Origin of the sequence: Nocardia sp. NPDC004568 (assembly GCF_040609955.1) — a bacterium.
Lineage (GTDB): Bacteria > Actinomycetota > Actinomycetes > Mycobacteriales > Mycobacteriaceae > Nocardia.
This window is the reverse complement of the sequence record NZ_JBEXLL010000041.1, coordinates 23,720-44,264: the sequence shown is the minus strand read 5'-3', so window position 1 is coordinate 44,264 and position 20,545 is coordinate 23,720. Positions and strand designations below refer to the sequence as shown.

General features: G+C 70.0%; 18 protein-coding genes. 6 read left to right on the top strand and 12 right to left on the bottom strand.

Translation table 11 applies throughout. The features are described from left to right. Nucleotides 1-342: 342 nt before the first annotated feature. Nucleotides 343-1,404, bottom strand: coding sequence for a tartrate dehydrogenase (locus ABZV91_RS19230; RefSeq protein ID WP_355243242.1), 1,062 nt, complete (start codon nucleotides 1,402-1,404; stop codon nucleotides 343-345). After that, the gene (locus ABZV91_RS19225; protein WP_355243286.1) at nucleotides 1,401-2,771 is read right to left on the bottom strand and encodes an NAD-dependent succinate-semialdehyde dehydrogenase; all 1,371 of its coding nucleotides are present in this window, start codon (nucleotides 2,769-2,771) and stop codon (nucleotides 1,401-1,403) included. The genes ABZV91_RS19230 and ABZV91_RS19225 overlap by 4 nt, the downstream gene beginning before the upstream one ends. Before the next feature lie 338 nt (nucleotides 2,772-3,109). Between ABZV91_RS19225 and trpB the strand changes: the two genes are divergently transcribed. From trpB to ABZV91_RS19210, 3 genes are all read left to right on the top strand, one after another. Next, nucleotides 3,110-4,354, top strand: a complete 1,245-nt coding sequence (gene trpB / locus ABZV91_RS19220; RefSeq protein ID WP_355243240.1) for a tryptophan synthase subunit beta — start codon at nucleotides 3,110-3,112, stop codon at nucleotides 4,352-4,354. Nucleotides 4,355-4,629: 275 nt separating this feature from the next. Then, entirely contained in the window at nucleotides 4,630-6,093 is a 1,464-nt protein-coding gene (locus ABZV91_RS19215; RefSeq protein WP_355243237.1) for a DHA2 family efflux MFS transporter permease subunit, read from the top strand. A 296-nt stretch (nucleotides 6,094-6,389) separates the two neighbouring features. After that, a complete protein-coding gene (locus ABZV91_RS19210; RefSeq protein WP_355243235.1) occupies nucleotides 6,390-7,220 on the top strand; it encodes an IclR family transcriptional regulator in 831 nt (276 codons plus the stop codon). Here the strand turns inward: ABZV91_RS19210 and ABZV91_RS19205 are convergent. Genes ABZV91_RS19205 through ABZV91_RS19190 form a run of 4 tightly spaced genes read right to left on the bottom strand, consistent with a single transcriptional unit; the run spans nucleotide 7,195 to nucleotide 11,841 of the window. Further along, the gene (locus ABZV91_RS19205) at nucleotides 7,195-8,190 is read right to left on the bottom strand and encodes a D-glycerate dehydrogenase (RefSeq protein ID WP_355243232.1); all 996 of its coding nucleotides are present in this window, start codon (nucleotides 8,188-8,190) and stop codon (nucleotides 7,195-7,197) included. The two genes, ABZV91_RS19210 and ABZV91_RS19205, sit on opposite strands and share 26 nt — an antisense overlap. After that, nucleotides 8,187-9,125: a hydroxymethylglutaryl-CoA lyase gene (locus ABZV91_RS19200; protein WP_355243230.1), complete on the bottom strand. Its 939-nt coding sequence runs from the start codon at nucleotides 9,123-9,125 to the stop codon at nucleotides 8,187-8,189. Before ABZV91_RS19200 ends, ABZV91_RS19205 begins: the two co-directional genes overlap by 4 nt. Then, the gene (locus tag ABZV91_RS19195; RefSeq protein WP_355243227.1) at nucleotides 9,122-10,363 is read right to left on the bottom strand and encodes a CoA transferase; all 1,242 of its coding nucleotides are present in this window, start codon (nucleotides 10,361-10,363) and stop codon (nucleotides 9,122-9,124) included. The genes ABZV91_RS19200 and ABZV91_RS19195 overlap by 4 nt, the downstream gene beginning before the upstream one ends. A 23-nt stretch (nucleotides 10,364-10,386) precedes the next feature. Then, on the bottom strand, nucleotides 10,387-11,841 hold the full coding sequence (locus ABZV91_RS19190) for an SLC13 family permease (RefSeq protein WP_355243224.1): 1,455 nt from the start codon (nucleotides 11,839-11,841) through the stop codon (nucleotides 10,387-10,389). 325 nt (nucleotides 11,842-12,166) lie between these two features. Here ABZV91_RS19190 and ABZV91_RS19185 point away from each other — a divergent pair, with 325 nt between their 5' ends. Further along, nucleotides 12,167-12,964 carry a VOC family protein gene (locus ABZV91_RS19185; RefSeq protein WP_355243221.1) on the top strand — a complete coding sequence of 266 codons (798 nt, stop codon included), beginning with the start codon at nucleotides 12,167-12,169 and terminating at the stop codon, nucleotides 12,962-12,964. A gap of 72 nt (nucleotides 12,965-13,036) precedes the next feature. On the opposite strand, the gene ABZV91_RS19180 is transcribed toward ABZV91_RS19185, so the two are convergent. The 6 genes from ABZV91_RS19180 to ABZV91_RS19155 all read right to left on the bottom strand — a co-directional run bounded on the left by ABZV91_RS19180 (nucleotide 13,037) and on the right by ABZV91_RS19155 (nucleotide 18,771). Continuing rightward, nucleotides 13,037-14,170 carry a serine hydrolase domain-containing protein gene (locus tag ABZV91_RS19180; protein ID WP_355243218.1) on the bottom strand — a complete coding sequence of 378 codons (1,134 nt, stop codon included), beginning with the start codon at nucleotides 14,168-14,170 and terminating at the stop codon, nucleotides 13,037-13,039. 111 nt (nucleotides 14,171-14,281) lie between these two features. Continuing rightward, on the bottom strand, nucleotides 14,282-14,470 hold the full coding sequence (locus ABZV91_RS19175) for a hypothetical protein (RefSeq protein WP_355243215.1): 189 nt from the start codon (nucleotides 14,468-14,470) through the stop codon (nucleotides 14,282-14,284). Between the two features lie 30 nt (nucleotides 14,471-14,500). Beyond that, on the bottom strand, nucleotides 14,501-15,583 hold the full coding sequence (locus ABZV91_RS19170; protein WP_355243212.1) for a Vms1/Ankzf1 family peptidyl-tRNA hydrolase: 1,083 nt from the start codon (nucleotides 15,581-15,583) through the stop codon (nucleotides 14,501-14,503). Between the two features lie 106 nt (nucleotides 15,584-15,689). Continuing rightward, nucleotides 15,690-16,664 carry a TIGR03557 family F420-dependent LLM class oxidoreductase gene (locus ABZV91_RS19165; RefSeq protein WP_355243209.1) on the bottom strand — a complete coding sequence of 325 codons (975 nt, stop codon included), beginning with the start codon at nucleotides 16,662-16,664 and terminating at the stop codon, nucleotides 15,690-15,692. A gap of 130 nt (nucleotides 16,665-16,794) precedes the next feature. Further along, on the bottom strand, nucleotides 16,795-17,574 hold the full coding sequence (locus ABZV91_RS19160; protein ID WP_355243206.1) for a DUF72 domain-containing protein: 780 nt from the start codon (nucleotides 17,572-17,574) through the stop codon (nucleotides 16,795-16,797). A 321-nt stretch (nucleotides 17,575-17,895) separates the two neighbouring features. Then, nucleotides 17,896-18,771: an alpha/beta hydrolase gene (locus ABZV91_RS19155; protein ID WP_355243203.1), complete on the bottom strand. Its 876-nt coding sequence runs from the start codon at nucleotides 18,769-18,771 to the stop codon at nucleotides 17,896-17,898. Nucleotides 18,772-18,843: 72 nt separating this feature from the next. On the opposite strand from ABZV91_RS19155, the gene ABZV91_RS19150 reads away from it, so the two are divergent. Together ABZV91_RS19150 and ABZV91_RS19145 are read left to right on the top strand one after the other, a co-directional pair. Continuing rightward, a complete protein-coding gene (locus ABZV91_RS19150) occupies nucleotides 18,844-19,617 on the top strand; it encodes an AraC family transcriptional regulator (RefSeq protein WP_355243200.1) in 774 nt (257 codons plus the stop codon). 100 nt (nucleotides 19,618-19,717) lie between these two features. Beyond that, nucleotides 19,718-20,542: a YceI family protein gene (locus ABZV91_RS19145; protein ID WP_355243197.1), complete on the top strand. Its 825-nt coding sequence runs from the start codon at nucleotides 19,718-19,720 to the stop codon at nucleotides 20,540-20,542. The last annotated feature ends 3 nt before the right edge of the window (nucleotides 20,543-20,545 follow it).

Below are 20,545 nucleotides of genomic sequence, written 5' to 3'. Positions count from 1 at the left end.
CGGTCGATGCCGTGCACAGCCTCATGGCGACCGACTCTATCGGGCGCCGACCACCCGGCGTGTGCGCCCATCGCGCTGGGGACCATAGCGGCCCTGCTGCGCGGACCCGCACATTCCCGAGTCCCGGTGGTGCTGTGCCCGTTGTGCCTACCGGCTTCGGCAGGAAGATCGCCGGAGTCGGCACTCCCGCATCGAGTTCCGATGCCGGCGGGGTAGGCCTCGTCCGGCCCGGCACCGCGGTGCCCGGCGCCGATCCCGGATCTGCCGAATCGGGCGCCTACCCACCTCGCCGGTACCGCTGCCCGGAACCCGGCCGCGACACCGGCTCTCGCGGCCGGCTGCTCAGGCGTGCAGCAGCGCCGACGCCCGGTCGGCGATTTCGGTACCGACCTCGGTGGTGGTCGCCGTGCCGCCGATTTCGGGGGTGCGCGGCCCGCCGCTGCCGAGGACATCGGTGACCGCCCGGTCGACCGCCGCCGCCGCGACGTGCTCGCCCAGATGATCGAGCAGCATGGCGCCCGCCAGGATCTGCGCCACCGGGTTGGCGATGCCCTGACCCGCGATATCGGGCGCGCTGCCGTGGACCGCCTCGAACATCGACGGTGCGTCCCGGGCGGGGTTGATATTGCCGGAGGGCGCCAGCCCCAGCCCACCGGTGACGGCGGCGGCGAGGTCGGAGAGGATATCGCCGAAGAGGTTGGAGCCGACGATCACATCGAGCCGGTCCGGATGCAGCACGATCTCGGCGGCCAGCGCGTCGACGTGCATCTGCCGGGTCTGCACGGCCGGGTACTCCGCGGCGATCCGCTCGAAGATCTCGTCCCAGTAGGGCATGGAGTGGATGAGACCGTTCGATTTCGTGGCCGAGCAGACACGGCCCGCGCGCTCGGTGGCCCGGTCGAAGGCGTACCGGATGATCCGTTCGCAGCCGACCCGGGTGAAAACCGACTCCTGCAGAACGAATTCGTCCGGCCGGCCGGGATTGTGCCGGCCGCCGATCTCGGAGTACTCGCCCTCGGAGTTCTCGCGCACGATGAGCAGGTCCAGATCGGCGGCGGTGCGGTCGCGCAGCGCCGAGGTGGTGCCGGGCAGCAACCGCACCGGGCGCAGGTTGACGTACTGGCCGAAGGCCCGGCGCAGCGGGATGAGCAGACCCCACAGCGAGATGTGGTCGGGCACTCCGGGGAAACCGACGGCACCGAGCAGAATCGCGTCGAACCCGGCGAGCCGCTCCGGCCCGTCGGTGGGCATCATCGCGCCGGTGCGCAGATAGTTCTCGCAGGACCAATCGAATTCGGTCCATTCGATGCCGGGCAGCACCCGGTCGAGAACTTTCACCGCCTCGGCGGTCACGTCCACGCCGATACCGTCGCCCGGGATCGTCGCGATCCGATAGGAATTCACAGTGGCACTCCGATGTATTTGATCTCGAGGAATTCGTCGATGCCGACCAGGCCGCCCTCGCGGCCGAGACCGGATTCTTTCACCCCGCCGAACGGCGCGGCCGGATTGGATACGACACCCTGGTTCAGGCCGACCATTCCGGTGTCGAGCGCCTCGCTGATCCGCAGCCCACGCCGCAGACCCTCGGTGTAGACATAGCTCACCAGACCATAGGGGGTGTCGTTGGCGCGGGTGACGGCCTCGTCCTCGGTATCGAAGGTCGCGATACTCGCGACCGGCCCGAACACCTCGGTATGGCAGATCTGCGCCGCGTCGGGGACATCCGCCAGGACGGTCGCCGGATAGAAGTGGCCGGGACCGTCGAGCGGTTCACCGCCCAGCAGTACGCGGGCGCCGCGCGCCCGGGCGTCGGCGACCAGCTCGGTCACCTTGGTCACCGCGTCGGCGTCGATCAGCGGGCCCACCACTACGCCGGGTTCGGTGCCGCGTCCCAGCGGCAGCTCTCCCATCCGCGCGGCCAGCCGCTCGGCGAATTCGGCGGCCACCCCGCGCTGGACGAGGAACCGGTTCGCCGCGGTGCAGGCCTGGCCGATATTGCGCATCTTCGCCGCCATCGCCCCGTCGACCGCCGCGTCCAGGTCGGCGTCGTCGAAGACCAGGAACGGGGCGTTGCCGCCCAGTTCCATCGAGGTGCGCATGACGGTGCGCGCGCACTGTTCGAGCAGTTTTTTGCCCACCGCGGTCGAGCCGGTGAAGGACAGTTTGCGCGAGCGCGGGTCGTGGATGAGCGGGGTCATCAGCGCGCCCGGGTCCGAGGTGGTCACCACATTCACCACGCCGGCCGGAACACCGGCCTCGTGCAGGATCCGCGCCAGCGCCAGGGTGCACAGCGGGGTCTGTTCCGCGGGTTTGACCACGCTGGTGCAGCCGGCGGCGAGGGCGGGCCCGATCTTGCGGGCGCCCATGGCCATCGGGAAGTTCCAGGGCGTGATGAGCAGGCTCGGCCCGACTGGCTGCCTGGTGACCAGGAACCGGGAACCCCCGCCCGGGGCGGGCATGTATCCACCGTCGAGGCGTACGGCCTCCTCGGCGAACCAGCGGAAGAACTCCGCGGCATAGGTGATCTCGCCGCGGGCCTCCGCCAGCGGCTTACCCATTTCGAGTGTCGCGATCAGGGCGAGGCGGTCGGCGTCGTCGAGCAGCAGGCGATGGGCTCGCATGAGGATCTCGCTGCGCTCACGGGGCGCGGTGCGCGCCCAGTCGGCCTGGGCGGCCGCGGCGGCGTCCAGCGCGGCCAGACCGTCCTCGGGGGTGGCGTCGGCGACTTCGCACAGCAGCTCTCCGGTCGCCGGATCGAGGACGGGCATGGTCTTCGCGGTCTCGCGGCTGCGGCCGTCGATGAAGAGGCCGGTGGGTACCGACGCGACGGCTTCCCGTTCGGCGGCGGTGAGTGTGGCTTCCGTGAGCACGGTGGGACGCTCCTCCCTGACGGCGGCCGGTCGAGTCAGGCCGGATTGTTGACAATCCTACAATAGGGGTCAATTCTCGCGGAGCGGAAGACTCCGATTGCGTGTGACGAGAAGGCGCGCCGTAAACCCATTCCTTTAGTACTGTTAACTAATCCGTAGCCGAGAGGTGACGCGGCGCTCGCGCCGGGCATACAGACTTTCCGCGGCGGAGTGGGAACAGGGAATGTGAGTGCTGGATGGTCGTCGATCACGGGGTCGCGCAGAATACCCTACGTCCCGGGGATTTCCCGGATGAGCGTGGTCGATTCGGAAGATTCGGCGGGAGATACGTTCCCGAAGGTCTCATGGCCGCCCTGCTCGACCTGGAGCGCGCCTACGAGGTGGCCCGCACCGATCCGGCGTTCGTCCGGCAGCTGACCGGCCTGCTGCGCAGCCGGGTCGGCCGGCCCACGCTGTTGCACCCGGTGCCGCGGTTCGCGGCCCGACTGGGTACGCCGGCGCCGACGGTCTATCTCAAACGGGAGGATATGGCCCACACCGGGTCACACAAGATCAACAATGCGCTGGGGCAGGGTTTACTGGCCCGGCGCATGGGCAAACGCCGCCTCGTCGCCGAAACCGGCGCGGGCCAACACGGGGTGGCTGTCGCGACCGTCGGCGCGATGCTCGGTTTGAGCTGCACCGTCTATATGGGTGCCGTCGATATGGAACGGCAGCGGGCCAATGTGATCCGGATGCGACTGCTGGGCGCCGAGGTGCGGGCGGTGGACACCGGCAACCGGCGGATCAAGGAGGCGATCACCGAATCGGTCCGCGACTGGGTGTCGCAGGTGGACACCACCCATTACCTGCTGGGCAGCGCGGCCGGGCCCAACCCCTATCCGCGGATCGTGCGGGATTTCCAGCACCCCATCGGAGCGGAGGCGCGGTCCCAGATCCTGACCGCCGAGGGCCGATTACCCGACTACGTGATCGCCTGTGTCGGTGGCGGCAGCAATGCCCTCGGCGCGTTCCGCCCCTTCGTGGCCGATCCGGGGGTGCGGTTGCTCGGTGCGGAGGCCGCGGGGCGCGGAATGGAGACCGGCGCGCATGCGGCGTCGCTGACCGCCGGCAGCCCCGGCGAGATCGACGGCACGTTCAGCTACCTGCTGCAGGACGACGACGGGCAGATCGCCGGGACGCACAGCGTCGCCGCGGGTCTGGACTACCCGGGTGTGGGCCCGGAGCTCAGCCATCTCGAGGACAGTGGACGCCTGACCGCGGTCCCGGTCACCGATGCTTTCGCACTGCGCGGGATGGAGGCTCTCGGGCACAGCGAGGGCATCATCCCCGCCCTGGAATCCGCACACGCGGTGGGGTGTCTGCTCGAGCTGTCCGAGCGTGGTGAACTGGCCGCCGATTCGGTGGTCCTGCTGTGTCTCTCCGGGCGCGGCGACAAGGACCTCGAGATCGCGGCACAGCAACTGGGACTTTTCCGGTAGCTCGCCTGCGATGCGTCCGAGCAGCTCACGTGACCTCGCTCATATCGGCGTCCGGCGTGGTCGTGGCCGGGCCGCCGCGAGCTGGGCGATCGGGATGTGACCGGGAATACGGGCGCCGGAAAAGTGATTGATCTCGTGCACAGCCGTAAGAAAAACTGGCGCGTCACCGATGAGCCGAGCGCCGCTCACTCGTCTGTTCTCACGTAAGCCTGGCACCGGTCATCGACGACCCCGCCCGGCCGATGCCAGATGCTCACGACCTCCGGAGGTAACCGATGCCCGCCCTGTTATCCGTTCGCCGGAACGGCGGAGGTACCCCGGCCGTCGTCCGGCTGCTGGTGATCGCGACCTTCGTGGTGATCCTGAACGAGACCATCATGATCAACGCGATCCCGCGGCTGATGCACGACCTCCACGTCACCGAGCGGGCCGCGCAGTGGGTGTCGACCTCCTTCATGCTGACCATGGCGGCCGTCATCCCGGTCACCGGCTGGTTCCTCCAGCGGGTCACCACCCGGAGGGCCTACGCGCTGGCCATGGGGGTCTTTCTCGCGGGTACGGCGCTGTCTGCGGTGGCGCCCTCCTTCGCGGTACTGCTCGTCGGGCGGATCATCCAGGCCGGCGGTACCGCGGTGATGATGCCGCTGCTGATGACGACGCTGATGACCGTGGTGCCCGACCGCGACCGCGGCCGCGTCATGGGCAATGTCACCCTGGCCATTTCGGTGGCTCCGGCCATGGGGCCGGTACTCTCCGGTCTGGTGCTGCAGATAGGGTCGTGGCGCTGGCTGTTCGTGCTGGTGCTGCCGATCGCCGGTGCGGTCACCTGGTTCGGGTTGCGGCGGCTGGAGAACATCGGGGAACCGGAGACCGGCTCGATCGACTGGTTCAGTGTGGTCTTCGCCGCGCTCGGTTTCGGCAGCCTGGTCTACGGGTTGAGCCGGTTCGAAGCGGGCACGGTCGCCACCCCGGTCCTCATCACCCTCGCCGGCGTCGCCCTGATCGGGCTGTTCGTGGCACGGCAGCTGTGGTTGCAGCGCAACGGCACCCCGCTGCTGGATCTGCGGATCCTGCGTTCGCGCACCTACAGCATGGCCTTGGTCCTGATGGCCGTCGCGTTCCTGGCCATGCTCGGCTCGATGATGCTGCTGCCGTTGTACCTGCAGAACCTGCGCGGTCTGTCGCCGCTGGAGACCGGACTGCTCGTCATGCCCGGCGGTCTGGCCATGGGTCTGCTCGGGCCGGTGATCGGCCGGCTGTTCGACCGGTTCGGCGGCCGGATCCTGGTGATCCCCGGGGCGATCGGGATCACCGCCGCGCTGGCCGGTTTCACCCAGATCTCGGTCACCATGCCGTACTGGCAGCTGCTGGCCCTGCACATCCTGCTCATGCTGTCGCTGGCCGCGGCCTTCACGCCGGTGTTCACCCTGGCGCTCGGGGCCCTGCCGGAGGACCTCTACTCGCACGGCAGTTCCATGCTGGGCACCCTGCAGCAGGTCGCCGCCGCATTGGGGACGGCGCTGGTGGTCACCGTGATGGCGAGTCGCACCAGCGCGCTACAGGCCACGGGTATCGATGCGCTCACCGCGCAACTCGACGGGATGCGGCTGGCCTTCGTGGTGTCGACGGCGCTGTCGCTGGTGGTGATCGTCACGGCGATCCTGCTGCCCAACCGGTCCGGTGCGCCCGGCGGAAACGGCGACAGCGAGCATCCCGAACCCGAGCTCGCGAAGGTCTGACCGGCCGAGGCCGCGGATGCCCGCCGTGGTCCGCGCCGTCGGCGCCGGGGTAGCCCCGCGCCGGCGGCCACCGGGGTCGGGTCGGCATATCGCGGTGGCCTCCGGTCGAGGCGGTGCACCCGTCTCGACGAACGGTGTGCGCGGCCTGAACGCCCGGTACGCCGGCGGTCTGCCCCCGAACTGCTGCCGGTGTCGAGGTCACCGCGCCCGCCGCGACCACCACGCGGAGGTCTGTGCCGGTGACCACCGGCGGCGTCCGGCGTCGCGTGGGCCGGACACCGCGTAGATTCGGCGCTATGTCGAGGCAAGACGGCGGTGCGGCCGCGAATCATCAGCCGCTGCTGGTACTGGGGAAGATCACCGAGATCCTCGATGCCTTCTCCCTGGCGCGGCCGTCGTTGACACTGGGCGAGATCCAGCAGGCCACCGGGCTGCCGACGTCCACGGTGCAGCGGCTGGTCACTAATATGGTGGCGCAGGGCCTGCTGGATCGGGCGGGGGACCGGATCCGGGTCGGGCTGCGGATGAGCTACTGGGCGGCGACCGCGGTCAAGGGCCTGGACCTGCTGGCGATCGTCGACCCGGTCCTGCGCGAGATCCGGGACGAGACGGGGGAGACGGCCTGTGTCTTCCGTGCCGAACACGGTTTCCGGGTATGCGTGGCCATCGCCGAGACCCGGCACGCGCTGCGCCGGGACATGTACGTGGGCAAGATCATTCCCCTCTACGCCGGTTCGGCGGGCCGGATTCTGCTGGCCTGGGACCCCGAACTCGCCGAGCAGGTCCTCGCGGCTCCACTGGAACCGCTGACCGAGGGCACCGTCACCAGCCCGCGGGAACTGCGATCCCTCATCTCCCGGGCGAAGGCCGACGGGTACGCGATCAGCGCCGGAGAACGGGAGGATTCGGCCTCGGGGCTGTCCGCGCCGATATTCGACGCGGCGGGAAAGACGGTGGCGGCCTTGACGATCAGCGGCCCCACTCTCCGGATGCCGCTGGCGCAATGCGAGGCGTGGGTGGACCTGCTCGTCGGCTACGCCGAGCAGGTCACCCGCACCCTCGGCGGCCGGATTCCGGTCGCCGACCCCGGGCCCGCCGTGGTCAACTCGCCCGCGCCGCCGGATTGACCGGGTAGGGCGGCAGTTCGTCGCGGAGCATGGCGACGGCGTTCTCCGCGCAGCGGCGGGCCATCTCGGCGCGCACCGGGACCGTCGCGCTCCCGATATGCGGCAGCAGTACGGTGTTGGGTAGTTCGGCCAGGCCCGGCGCCAGTCGCGGTTCGTCCTCGTACACATCCAACCCAGCGCCCGCGATGGTGCCGTCCCGCAAGGCCGTGACCAGCGCCCGCTCGTCGACGATCGGTCCGCGCGCGGTATTGATCAGGATGGCCGACCGTTTCATCGACCGGAGTACGGATTCGTCGACCAGATGGCGGGTCTGGGCGTTCAACGGTACGTGCAGCGAGAGGTAATCGCTGGTGGCGACCAGTTCGGGCCACGGCAGCTGCTGTACCCGTCCGGCGAACTCGCCGAGTTCCTCCTGGCTCACCACTCGATCCCCGGGCGGGCGCGGCGCGAACACCACGGTCATACCGAAGGCGAGCGCGCGGCGCGCGGTGGCGCGGGCGATCCTGCCGAAACCGGCCAGACCCAGGGTCCGGCCGCTGACATCCCGGCCCAGTAGCAGTTCCGGTTGCCAGCCGTGGAACTCCCCGGACCGCACGAAGGTATCGGCCTCCACACACCGGCGCGCGACCGCCAGGATCAGCAGCAGGGCGATATCGGCGGTCGCGTCGGTCAGGACGCCGGGGGTATTGCCCACGACGATCGAGTTCGCGGTGGCCGCCGCGATATCGATATTGTTGTATCCCACCGCGAAATTGCTGATTCCGGTGATCTTCGCCCGGTCCAGCAGTTCCGCGTCGAATTCGTCGCGCAACTGCGCCACCACCACGCGGTGGTCCCCGGACGCGCAGGCGTCGGCCAATTGCTCCCGGCTCATCCGGGTCTCGGCCACGGTCACCGATCCGGCGGCTTCGAGCAGCCGCATGCCGGGATCGGGAAGGGCGGTGGTGACGAGGAAATCCGCGACCGTCACGACTGCTCGCCGATCACCCAGTCGAAGGCCCGGGCCTTCGAGCGGGCGCCCTGCGCGGTCTTGGACCGATTGGGTTCACCCAGGTCGGCGAGGAGCGCCTCTCCCGTTTCGACCACGGACGCCAGGATGGCGGGCGTGAGCCAGTCGGGGCGGGTGGCGAACAGCAGGTCCTCGGTCGCGGTGTTACCGCTCGCGCCCGGGGCGAACGGGCAGCCGCCCAGGCCGCCCAGCGAGCCGTCCACCAGCGTGGCGCCCGCGTCGATGGCCGCCAAGGTGTTCGCGACGCCCAGGCCCCATGTGTCGTGACCGTGGTAGACGATGCGGCGCGGCGGCGTGTGCGCGCGGACGCCTTCGACGAGCTGTCGCACCTGGGCCGGGACGGCCTGGCCGAGCGTGTCGGCGAGGACGATATCGGCGGCGCCGTCGGTCCGCGGATCGGCGGCGATACCCAGCACCCGGGCCGGATCGACGACCCCTTCGAAAGGGCAGGTGAACGCGGTCGCGATACACAGCTGGATGGTGCCCCCGCAGTCGCGGGTCAGCTCGACCGCCGCGGGCATGGCGGCGACACTGTCCTCGGTGGTGCGCCCGATATTGGCCTTGTTGTGCGAGTCCGACGCCGACAGGCAGTACTGGAAATTACGCGCGCCCGCCGCGGCCGCCTTCTCGATATGCCGGGGTATGGCCACCCATACCCAGCATTTCGCGAGTTCGTCCGGCGTCAGCGCGGCGACCACGTCGAGCGAATCGGCCAGCGGCGGCACCAGGTCCGGGCGGGCCATGGAGCCGATCTCGAGCTCGGGGACACCGAGTGCGAGCAGTTCGCGGACCAGCGCCACCTTCCGTTCGGTATCCAGCGGTTTGCCGGTGAGCTGCAACCCGTCGCGCAGCGTCACATCGCGCAGCCGCGCCGCCGGTGTGTAGGTGAAGCTCATACCGTAACCCCTGCTTCCGGAACGCCTGTGACGGCGTCGATCTCGTCGTCGGTGAGGCGCAGTACCGTGGCGAGTACTTCGCGTGTGTGTTCACCCAGGTCGGGGCCGATTGTACGGATCGGCAGCGAGGCCTCGCCGATCACCGGGACGATCCCGGGAAAGCCCACCATGGCGGGTGCGTCCGCGCCCGTGTCCACCTCGAAGTGCTGGATCATGTTCCGGGCGGCGTATTGCTCGTCGGCGCAGATATCGGCCGCGGTGTAGATCGGGCCGGACGGTACGCCCGCCGCGTCGAGGAGCCGCAGCGCCTCCGCGCGGGTGTGCCGGCTCGTCCAGTCGGCGATCGCGGCATCCAGTTCGTCGCGGCGGGCCCAGCGTCCGGCGTTGTCGCGCAGTGCCGGGTCGGCGGCCAGGTCGGGGCGGCCGATGGTCTCCATATAGCGCCCGAAGATGGCGTCGCCGTTGCCCGCGACGATGATGCTGGTGCCGTCGCTGCACGGGTAGGCGTTACTGGGCGCGATGCCCTCCATCCGGCCGCCGACACGTTCGCGGCGCACCCCGTAGGCGAGATGGTCGGGGATCAGCGATTCCATCACCGACAGGATCGACTCGTTGAGCGCCACATCGATGATGCGTTCCGGCAACGGGATCGGGGTATCACTGCGAGCCCGCTGCAGCAGCGCCATCACGGTGCCGAACGCCGCGTAGATACCGGCGATGGAATCGCCGATGGACACACCGGTGCGCACCGGCGGCCGGTCCGGGTCGCCGATGAGCTCGCGCAGCCCGCCGACCGCTTCGGCCACCGCCGCGAAACCGGGCCGCGCGGCCTGCGGTCCGGTTTGCCCGTACGCGGAGATCCGGGTGATCACCACATCCGGATTCGCTTCCTGCAGTGTTTCGGGGCCCAGCCCCCACTTCTCCAGTGTCCCCGGCCGGAAGTTCTCCAGCAGCACATCGCATTCGCGCACCAGATCCAGGATCAGGGCGCGTCCCGCCTCGGTCCGTAGATCCACCACGATCGACTTCTTGTTGCGGTTGATCGTGCGGTACAGCATGGAGGTCTCGCCACCGTAGAGGCGCCAGCGGCGCAGTTCGTCGCCGGTCACCGGACGTTCGACCTTGATCACCTCGGCCCCGAAATCGGCGAGCATCCGGCCGGCGGTCGGCGCGGCGATGTAGTTGCCGAGTTCCAGGACCCGGATACCGGCCAGCGGCCGGACGGGCTCGTTGCGCATGTTCTCCCTCTCGTTTCCGCGTGTCACAGGACCAGGCTCAGCGGCATGATGAGCACAATCGCCACCACCGAGGCGACGGAGACCCCCACCGAGCACGTTTTCAGCGTGCCGCGGGTGGTCTGCCCCATCAGCGACTGGAGCAGCCAGAAGGTATTGCTCGTGACGTGCACGGCGAACAGCGATCCGGCCCCGGCGGCCAAGGCGATCAGCACGGGGTCGATCCCGAGCGCCGGAGCCACCGGTGCGAGGATGCCGGCCGCGGTGATCGCGGAGAGCGTCACCGACCCGACCGCGATATGCAGGACCGCCGCGATCGCCCACACCATCAGCAGGGGCGCCGCGGTGCTCGCGGTGAAGTAGTCGCCGAGGATATCGCCGACGCCGGTGGCCGTGATGGTGGCGGCCAGTGACCCGCCGACCCCGGTCAGGACCAGGATCTGCCCGCTCTCCTGGAAGCCGGTGGTGAGACAACGCTGGATCCGGTCGATGCCGACGCTGCGGCGGCCCACGATGCTCGTGCCGACGAGTCCGATCAGCAGGGCGATGACCGGGGTGGCGAGGAATTCGATCACGGGATTGTGGATCTCGGCGACATCCAGGACCGCGCCGACGGCGATGAGCAGCAGGGCGGTGAGCAGCGGTGCCATCAGCAGCGGGAGCGGGGTTTCGGCCCGGGTCCGCCCGGGTGCCGCGACGGTTACTCCGGAACCGGCGCGTCCGCTGCCGGATACCTCGTCGGCGGCACCGGGCCGGAGTTCCGCGTCGTCCGCGGCGGGCCGGTCGCCGCCGGATCGGGGCTGCGCGTCACCGGCGGGCCCGTCGCCGGTGGGATAGGGCTGTTCGTCGCGTTCCTCGTTCCACCAGCCGCGGTCGAACAGGAAACTCATGACGGCGACCGCGACGGCGACCGTGGGGATCACCAGGAGCAGGCCGAACAGCAGCATCTTGCCGAGGGGGACGCCGAGCAGTCCGGCCAGGGCCAGCGCGCCGACACCGGGCACCATGAGCACGATGCCGCATTCACCGCCGATCGCCAGCGCCGTGGCCATGCGGGCGGTGCCCTTCCGGTCCATCTTGGCGGCGGCATTGCGGGCCAGCGGTGCCGAGATGACCAGCAGCACGTCCAGGTAGATCGACTGCAGCGCGGTGGCGACGGTGAGCGAGAGCGCGTACGGCATCCGGTTGTCACCGAAGACCCGGATCAAGGCGCGCACGAGGCGTTCGATGGCCCCGGTCTCCTGGAGCATGGCGCCGGTCAACACGCCGAAGGCGATCAGCAACCCGACCTCGGCCATGATGTCGCCGAAACCGGTGGCGATCGTCTCGACCGTCTTCTCGGTGCCCAGGCCCGCGGTGAGCCCGAGATAGGCCGAACCGAGGACCAGCGCCACCGCCGGATTGATTTTGAATCGGATGATCAGCGCAACCACCGCGAGGACCGCGGCGCCCGTGTTGACCATCGTTGCAAGGTCTGACATGTGCATATCCCATCGAGTCGCACCGGGCCGAACGTTGCTTTCGTGCTGGCGGCACGGAAGCCTCTCGTGACGCAGGCCACAGCGGATTCACATTATGAGCACATACTCACGATATAGGCAACCGCCGAGCCGCGGGCCGCCGGCGCCGCGCGGTGGTTGCCCACCCGCCGCCCGGTGGATACGGTGGGCTCGCCACGGACCGCGGCGCGATATCTGCCGCGGGTCGTGCGGCGTCTGCCTCATCCGAGCCTGTCCCATCCGGCCACCTCGGCCTGTGATCGCTCGACTCGCGCGAACCCGAAACGGAACACGGAGGACACTCGCAATGCCGATACGTGAAACTCCCTGGCCGGCCGGCACCCCGTGCTGGACCGACTGCCAGGTCGACGATACGAACCGCGCCCGTGAGTTCTACCGCGCTCTGTTCGGCTGGGAGATCGCCGAGAGCACGCCCGAAGCCGGCGGTTACCTGATGGCGCTGCGCGACGGCCGCCCGGTCGCCGGAATCGGCCCCAAACCGCCCGGGCAACCCATGCCCTCGGTATGGACAACCTATATCGCCACCGACAATGCCGACGACACCGCCGAGGCGATCGTGGCGGCCGGCGGCACCGTGCTCGCGGCGCCGTTCGATGTACTGGATGTCGGGCGGATGCTGGTGGCCACCGACCCGACCGGCGCGGCGTTCGGGGTGTGGCAGGCGAAGCAGCATTTCGGCGCGGCGGTCTACAACGAGCCGGGAGCCTATTGCTGGAACGAACTGCACACCGACGGCTATCAGCGCGCGCAGGAGTTCTACGCAGAGGTGTTCGGCTGGACGTTCACCGAGATCGGCGACGGCGTGAACGTCGACTACGCGACCTTCGCCCTGGCTCCCGACGGGGAGCCGGTCGGCGGGTTGAACGATTCCACCAAGAATCCGGGCGCCGGGCCGTCGTACTGGCTGAGCTGGTTCCAGGTCGAGGACACCGACGCGATCCTCGCCTCGGCGACCGGTCTGGGCGCGACGCTGCTGATGGGGCCCGACGACAGCCCCTTCGGCCGGATGGGCGTGCTCACCGCACCGCAGGGCGAGACCTTCGGCGTGATCGACACCGCGCAGGCCGCCGAGATGCCGTCCTGACCGCCCCACGGGGCGGCCGGGCATACGGTGTGGTGCCACCGGCGGGTGAGGTGGACGGACAGGCCGGCCTGCTCACCCGCACAGTGCGTGGGTGAGCAAGGTGCGGGTGTCCACGGTGGAGGGTGTACCGGTGAAGGAGTAGGTGACCGCGAGCCCGGGGGCGGCGGCGCCGGAGATGGCGGAAAAGCCGTGGATGCTGCCGAGGTGGCCGACATACCGCAGGCCGCACGGTAGCCGGGTGTAGGCGATGCCGAGCCCGTAGGACATCCCGTCGCCGCGGCCCATATCGGTCCCGTCGAGCATCTGCGCCAGCTGGGCCCGCGGCACCACCCGCCCGGTCGGCAGCGCGAGGAAGAACCGGTTCAGGTCGGCGCCGGTGCTGACCAGCGCGCCGGCCGCCCAGGGGACCGAGGGCTCCACCCGGGTCTCGTCGGTGACCGTGCCGTCGACGGTGGCGTAGCCGGTCGGATGTGGGTCGCGTAGACCGGTTTCTCCGGTGGCCGGCAGGTAGGTGTCCCACAGGGCCAGCGGAACGAGAATGCGCGCGCGCAGCTCATCTGTGTAACGGTGTCCGGTCACCGCCTCGATCAACATCCCGGCGACGATGTAGTTGGTGTTCGTGTACTCGAATCGGGTGCCGGGGGGGAATTGCGCGGGATCCCGTAGGGCGGCCGCGATCTCCTGTGCGGGGGTGTAGGTGCGGCCGGTCCGTGCCGCCTCGTACTCGTTCACCTCCGGGGTGACGGGGAGTTCGGGCAGTCCACTTCGATGGCCCAGGATCTGGCGGACGGTGATGGCCTGCCCGTCCACCCCGGCACCGGTGAGCAGACCCGGCAGGTAGGCGTCGATCGACCGGTCGAGGTCGATCCTGTGCTCGGCGACCAGTTGCAGCACGATCGTGGCGGTGAAAGCCTTGGTGATGCTGCCGACCCGGACATGCTGGGGATGATCGGCGGGGATCGGGGTTCCCGCGGTGATATCGGAGAGGCCGGAGACGGCGACGGTGGTCGCGTCGTTCTCGGTGAGCGTGGCGAGGGCCCCGACGGCACCTGAGCGGACCAGCGCGTCGAGGTCGCCTCGCACCCTGTCCACGCGGGCGGCGGCGACCGCAGGTCCGGGGGCGGGCTCGATCGAGCCCGTCGTACAGGCGGACAGCAGGAGCACCGCGGCAGTGCAGATCGGGAGAACGACGGCCCGGATGCCCATGATCCGACAGTAGGCCCGCGAATTCATCGCCGTTGTCCCTACCTACGGATTGTGTGCATCGGCCGGCGCCGCGCGAGCGCGATCGGCGGCGCGCGGTGCCGGCCGCGCCGGTCAGGTGCCGCGGTCGCGGCGTTCGGTCCGGTCCACGCGCTCGTTCGCCAGGTTGTCATCGTCGGCCGGGGGTTCCGGGTCGTGCCATTCCTCGGCCCGGCTCGACCGATTACCGCGCAGCGTGCCCTCCAGTTCGTGGGCCAGTTCGTCGTCGCGGGCCGGACCGTGTTTGCTGCTTCCTCGTTCCATCTCGTTCTCCTGCCTACTTGCGAGCGGGGTTCAGGCGTAGCGCAGTAGCGCCCCCACCCCCTCTGGTGGTGCGGTCTCCCCGCCGACCAGCGTTACCGTGCCGCCGCGGACGAGCGCCGCCACCGGCAGCGCCTCGTCGGCGCGGCAGGTCGTCTCGGTGGCCGTGCCCGGTGCACCGAGGGCGGACGGGTCGCGCAGCGGCCCGGGATCCATACGGACGGTGCGGTCACCGAGTGCGTCGGCGTTGATCAGCACGTTCTCCGCGTTGGCGGCCAGCAGGGCACAGACCGTCTCGGACAACCCGGTGACGGCCAGGCCTTCGTCGCGGCCGTGCGCCTTGTCGAATCGCGCCGTGATCTCCGCGCGTTGCCGGTCGGCCTGGTCGGCGACGAGTTCACGGACGGCGTCGTCGAGTGCGCTGTCGTGGGAACCTCCGGCGCGGCTGCCGGTGTCGAGTTCCACCACCCACGCGCCGGTGGAACCCAGCGCGCCGTGGACCGCGGACCGCGTGTCGGCTTCCCCGGCCAGCACCACCACCTGCGCGTGGACACGCTGGGCGACACGGGTGAGTTCCTCGGCGACCTCGCCGGCGTTGCGCCGGGCCGTCTCCTCCACTCGCCGCTGCATCGAGCGATGCGACCAGCCGCCACCGTGCCGGACCTTGTGCACCGGATGTCCGCTGCCCTCGACGGATTCCTCGACCACCTCGCCGTGTTCGTCGACGCCGTACATGTCCGAGCCCACCCGGTCGACGACCGCCACCGCGTGCGGGACCTCGCCGGCCTCGTGCTCGATGAGTGGGAGCAGGTACGGCAGTGCCGACACCCGCACGATTTCCGGTTGCGGAGGCGCGGGCAATCGGCGGTCGATGAGTACGGACTCGGCGTCGGCGACGAGGAACCGGCCGGCGCGTCCCGGCTCGGGCGGACCGCCGGTGACCGCCGCGCCGAGCACCGTGATCATCTGCTCCGGGGCACCCTCGGCGGCCAGCCGCTCGGCGAGGGCCCGCCAGCGCAGCGCGCGCTGCTTCTCGGCGTCCTCGGTGTCGTGTTCGGCGTCGATGTACAGCGAGGCGAACGGTCCGGGTCGTTGCGCTACTTCTCTGATACTCATGCCATTCACGGCAGCCGCGTACCCGGCCACAGCCGTTTGAATCCGGGTCCGGCGAAATCGCGGGCCGCCCGGCGCAGGGGCCGGGCGGCCCGGGTACCGGTGCCGGTCAGGCCGGCTGCGGGCTCAGTTTGCGCAGCGATTCGTCGAGTTCCGCGCGGTAGAAATCGATGAAACCGTCCGGATCGGGTCCGGCGTTCTGCATCACCAGATGATCGAAACCGGCATCCACGAAGGGCTGCGCGACGTCGAGGTAGCGCTTCGGGTCCGGCCCGCAGGCGAACTTCTCCAGGATGTCCTCTTCGCGGACCGTCTCCGATGCCGCCGCGAAGTTCACCGGGTTCGGCAGTTCGCTCATCACCTTCCACCCGGTGAGCGCCCAGCGCGAAGTGTCCAGGGCGGCCCGGGCCGCGGTGTGCTCGTCGGGCGCCCAGGCCATCGGCACCTCGGCGTAGCGGGGGCCGGTACCGCCGGCGGCCTCGAAGTCCGCGACCAGGTGCGGTTTCGCTTCGGTCGCGAACAACCCGTCACCCAGTTCGCCCGCGATCGTGGCGGCGTGGCTGCCACCGGCGGCCACCGCGATCACCGGCAACTCGTCGGGCAGGTCGAATACGCGGGCGTCGGACAGTTTCAGGAATCGGCCGTCGTAGGAACGGTATCCGCCCTCCCACAGTGATCGGATGATCTCCAGTGCTTCCCGCAGCAGCTGGTGGCGGCCGGTGACATCGACCGGGAACCCTTCACCGACGATGTGTTCGTTGAGACGCTCACCGGCGCCGAGACCCAGCGTGAACCGGTTCTCCGACAGGATCGCGAGTGTGGCGGCCGCCTGCGCGATGATCGCGGGGTGGTACCGCACGGTCGGACAGGTGACCCCCGTGGCGAGCCCGATCCGCTCGGTCTCGGCGGCGATGGCACCGAGTACGGTCCAGGCGAAGGGGGAGTGGCCCTGGTCGTCGAGCCACGGGTGGAAATGGTCGCTGATCTCGACGAAATCGAAGCCCGCCGCTTCGGCGCGGACGGCCTGCCGGACCAGTTCGGCGGGGCCGAAGCCCTCGGCAGCGAGTTTGTAGCCGATCTCCATGGTTCTCCTCCGAACGCTGTAGTCGTCGATGGCCACCGCGAGTCCCGCTCGCGGTACGGTCGGCGTCGGACCCGGGCGCGGTACCCGCGGGAGCGCGCGGGAAACGGAACCGCGCCGGCGCGGCGCGTGCTCAGGCCGCGGGCTCGGGGAGAACGCCGGTGGGTGTCCGTGTCACCGTGGCACCGGTCCGCGTGGCGATCGCCGCGAACGCGACGGCGTCCCGGACGGCCGCGCCACCGGGGTCGTTGTTGAAATAGACGAAGACGTCCGCGGCGTCGGACCAGGTCGCGGTGAGGCGCTCGGCCCAGGTGCGCAGGGCGCGCGTCCCGTAGCGGGGCGCCGGTGCCGCGCGGCCCCGATGCAGCCGCAGATAGCCCCAGTCGGTGGTCCGCCAGTGCGGGGTCACCGGGCGCGAGCCGGCGTCCGCCCAGCAGAGAGCTGCGCCGTGGTCCTCGAGCACACCCTGGATGCGCGACGACCACCACGAATCGTGCCGGGGTTCCACCGCGACCCGGATATCGCGGGGAAAACAGTCCAGGCACGCGTCGAGCAGACCGGGATCGGCGCGCAACGTCCCGGGCAGTTGCAGCAGTACCGGCCCGAGCCGCGGTCCCAGACCGCCCGCGTGGCGCAGCAGCCGCGCGACCGGCTCTTCGGGATCGCGCAACCGTTTCATATGGGTGAGGAACCGGCTGGCCTTCACCGCGACCACGAAATCGTCGGGTGTCCGTTCGCGCCAGGCCGCGAAGGTCTCCCGGGCGGGCAGCCGGTAGAAGGCGTTGTTGTTCTCGACGGTCGCGAACCCCGCGGCATAGTGCTCGAGCCACAACCGCTGCGGGCACCGGTCCGGGTAGAGCACACCGCGCCAGTCCCGGTACTGCCAGCCGGAGGTGCCGATGTGCAGGGTCATGATCGAGTCACCGGCCTCTCACCGCGAGGTCCGCGGGCGTCGCCCCGCGGTCGCGTCCGGGGGCGCGGCGATGCGGCGGCCCGCCGGACCCGGTGTCCGCGTGGGTTCATGAGTGCGGGCTACCCCGGTGGCCCGCACTCATGTCCTCGGTTGCTACCGCCGCGGTCGTGCACGACGCCGATGGTTCGGTTGTGGCTGGGTGCTGTGGGTTCGGTTGTCCCCGCGCACTTTGTCGGTCTGGTTGATCCGCGTAACTTGTGCTTCGGCGGCCACCGCCTACCGGTGGCCGGGGCCCGTCACCACATGCCGGTGGCCCGGTACTCACCGCGCGGGTCGCCGCAACCAGTGCCGCAGTGCCGCGGTGACCTCCTCCGGGCGCTGTTCCATCAGGAAATGGTCGGCGTCGATACGCACCAGTTCGGCGTTCGGAATACTGCGTGCGAGTTCTTCGGCGGTGGTCAGCGGGATCGCCGGGTCCCGGGTCCCCCAGACGACAGTGGTGGGACAGCCGATTTCGCTCAGGCGCGCACGTAGTTCCGGGCGGACGCGGACTCGGTACCCGGCCCAGAAATGCGCGTACCAGCGGCGTCCCTCCGGCGTGCGCAACATCTCGAGGTACTGCTCGAGTCGCGCGGGCGTGAAGGTGCCGTTCCGTATGTATCGGTGCAGGCCCCAGCGGTGCACAGCGTGGATCGGGGGCGCCGCGATCAGGCGCCGGCCGAGTCCGTGCCGGGCGGCGGTGGTGAACGCGCCGAACAGCAGGGCATAGCGCGCGACGAAGGTCCCGTGGGCCCGCGAGTTGAGGATCGCCAGCCGCCGGACCCGGTCGGGGTGGCGCTGGACCAGGCCCAGCCCCAGGAAGCCGCCGTAGTCGTGACACGCCAGGTCGACCCGGTCGAGTTCCAGCGCGTCCAGCATCCGCGCGAGCCGGTCGACCTCGCTGTCGTAATCACAGGGCAGCGCCGTATCGCGGGCGGAACCACCCCAGCCGAGCCAGTCCGGCGCGATCACCCGCCGGCTGTCGGACAGCGGCCCGATCTGCTCCCGCCAGGCCAGATGGGACTGCGGCCAGCCGTGCAGCAGCACCAGCGGGTCCCCGGAACCCGCTGCGGTGTAACACAGGCGGGCGCCGTCCACGGTGGTCTCGTACGCCGCCGGCACCCGGCGTGGGGAATGGTCGAGGCGATCGGTCGTCATCGGCTGACTCCTGGGTGGATGGGGGGGTTCGTTCGGCGGACCGGTCGAGCACACGCCGGTATCGTCGCCCGTATGACCACCTCGGCACTTCCGGAAACGTGCGCCGCGCCCGCGACGGCGCGGCTGTGGGTGCGTTCCGGGCACGCCGTCTACCTGGGCCCCGGATTGGGCCTGGCTCCGCACTCCACTGCCCTTCCCTCGCTCGGGGTGGGCGTGGACGCGCCGTTCCGGGTGCGCGCCGGGGCCACGGTGGACATCACCGCGCGCAGTTTCCTGTTCCGGGCGCGGGTGGTCCATCACGTGACCGGCACGCAGGGGCGGATGCTGTTCTGTTTCTTCGATCCGACGAGCGCGCGGCTGAGCCGCTGTCTCGGCGGAATGACCCGGGGGACCGGCGAGTTCGTGTATGCCCACCGGGACGAGGGCGAACTGGTCGCACTGTGCCGGCGTCCGGAACCCGATATCGAGCGGCTCCTCGAACTGGCCAGCGTCCCTCTGCCGGTGATCCGGGACGCGCGGATCGCCGCGGCGACGGCCACGATCCGGGCCGATCCCGCCCGCCCCTACCGTGCCGCGGACTGTGCTCGCGAGGTCGGCCTGTCGACCTCGTATTTCCTGCGCACCTTCGCCGCGCAGACCGGGACCAGCTTCCGGCGCTACGTCCAATGGGCGCGGATGGTGCACATCGCGCGTTCCCACGCGGCGGGTCACGATCTGACGCGGGCGGCCGTGGACGCGGGGTTCGCCTCGCCGTCGCATTTCAGCGATACTTTCCGGGCGATGTTCGGACTCACGCCCACGGCCTTCGTCCGGATCGGCGGTGAACTGTCGGTCATCGAGCGATGAGGGCCACCGCCCTGTCGGCGGGGAGATGACGTGGGTATATTCGGCTTCGGCAACTAGTTGCTTGTGCTAATCAACTCTGAGTGGTGAAAAGGTGATGCCCATGCCCGGTTTGACCGGCCGCATCCACGGCGCCGACGGCTGGCCCGTACCCGACGCGGTGCTGACCGTGACGGATATGCGCGGTCGGCAGATCTGCCGCGCGGTGTCCGACGAGAACGGCGCGGTGTCCACCGAACCGCTGCGTCCCGGCGTCCACACCGCGGTGCTCACCGCCGCGGGGTATCAGCCCGCCGCCCGGGCGGTGCAGATCTCGTCCTCGGGCTCGGGCATGCTGGGTGAGGTCGCGCTGGCGCCGGTGGTCGAAGCCGTCGCTCTCCCGCCGGCCGGTCCGTGGACCATCGATCCGGTGCACTCCTCGGTGATCGCCACCGCCCGTCACCTGGGCATCTCGAGTATCAAGGCGCGATTCGCCGAGGTGAGCGGACGGCTCGATATCGCCGAGCGCTTCGAAAAGACCTCCGGCTACGCCGAGATCAAGGCCGCCACCATCGATACCGGTATCGAGATGCGCGACACCCACCTGCGGTCCGGCGATTTCCTCGATGTCGAGAACTATCCGCTGATCTCCTTCATCAGCAACGGGCTCAGCCGCACCGGCGGCGACACCTGGGTGATGTCGGGTGAACTGTCGCTGCACGGGCAGCGCCGGCCGGTCGATCTCGCGCTGACCTACGGCGGCTTCGGCCCGGACCCGTGGGGCGGGGTACGTGCCGCCTTCCACGCCGAGACGACCCTGCGGCGCGACGACTTCGCCATCGACTACAACGCCGTGGTCCGTGCCGGCGTGGCGGCGATCGGCACCACGGTCAAGATCGATCTGGACATCCAGGTCGTCCAAGGCGACCAGCTCCCGGAATCGGCCTAGCGG

Bases quoted from the DNA above. Each gene is read 5' to 3' on its own strand.
- ABZV91_RS19170 (WP_355243212.1), bottom strand. From the start codon at position 15,583: ATGAGTATCAGAGAAGTAGCGCAACGACCCGGACCGTTCGCCTCGCTG.
- ABZV91_RS19160 (WP_355243206.1), bottom strand. From the start codon at position 17,574: ATGACCCTGCACATCGGCACCTCCGGCTGGCAGTACCGGGACTGGCGC.
- ABZV91_RS19145 (WP_355243197.1), top strand. From the start codon at position 19,718: ATGCCCGGTTTGACCGGCCGCATCCACGGCGCCGACGGCTGGCCCGTA.
- ABZV91_RS19165 (WP_355243209.1), bottom strand. From the start codon at position 16,664: ATGGAGATCGGCTACAAACTCGCTGCCGAGGGCTTCGGCCCCGCCGAA.
- ABZV91_RS19200 (WP_355243230.1), bottom strand. From the start codon at position 9,125: ATGAGCTTCACCTACACACCGGCGGCGCGGCTGCGCGATGTGACGCTG.
- ABZV91_RS19175 (WP_355243215.1), bottom strand. From the start codon at position 14,470: ATGGAACGAGGAAGCAGCAAACACGGTCCGGCCCGCGACGACGAACTG.
- ABZV91_RS19225 (WP_355243286.1), bottom strand. From the start codon at position 2,771: ATGCCCGTCCTCGATCCGGCGACCGGAGAGCTGCTGTGCGAAGTCGCC.
- ABZV91_RS19215 (WP_355243237.1), top strand. From the start codon at position 4,630: ATGCCCGCCCTGTTATCCGTTCGCCGGAACGGCGGAGGTACCCCGGCC.
- ABZV91_RS19150 (WP_355243200.1), top strand. From the start codon at position 18,844: ATGACCACCTCGGCACTTCCGGAAACGTGCGCCGCGCCCGCGACGGCG.
- ABZV91_RS19155 (WP_355243203.1), bottom strand. From the start codon at position 18,771: ATGACGACCGATCGCCTCGACCATTCCCCACGCCGGGTGCCGGCGGCG.
- ABZV91_RS19195 (WP_355243227.1), bottom strand. From the start codon at position 10,363: ATGCGCAACGAGCCCGTCCGGCCGCTGGCCGGTATCCGGGTCCTGGAA.
- ABZV91_RS19180 (WP_355243218.1), bottom strand. From the start codon at position 14,170: ATGGGCATCCGGGCCGTCGTTCTCCCGATCTGCACTGCCGCGGTGCTC.
- ABZV91_RS19185 (WP_355243221.1), top strand. From the start codon at position 12,167: ATGCCGATACGTGAAACTCCCTGGCCGGCCGGCACCCCGTGCTGGACC.
- ABZV91_RS19190 (WP_355243224.1), bottom strand. From the start codon at position 11,841: ATGTCAGACCTTGCAACGATGGTCAACACGGGCGCCGCGGTCCTCGCG.
- ABZV91_RS19210 (WP_355243235.1), top strand. From the start codon at position 6,390: ATGTCGAGGCAAGACGGCGGTGCGGCCGCGAATCATCAGCCGCTGCTG.
- trpB (WP_355243240.1), top strand. From the start codon at position 3,110: ATGGTCGTCGATCACGGGGTCGCGCAGAATACCCTACGTCCCGGGGAT.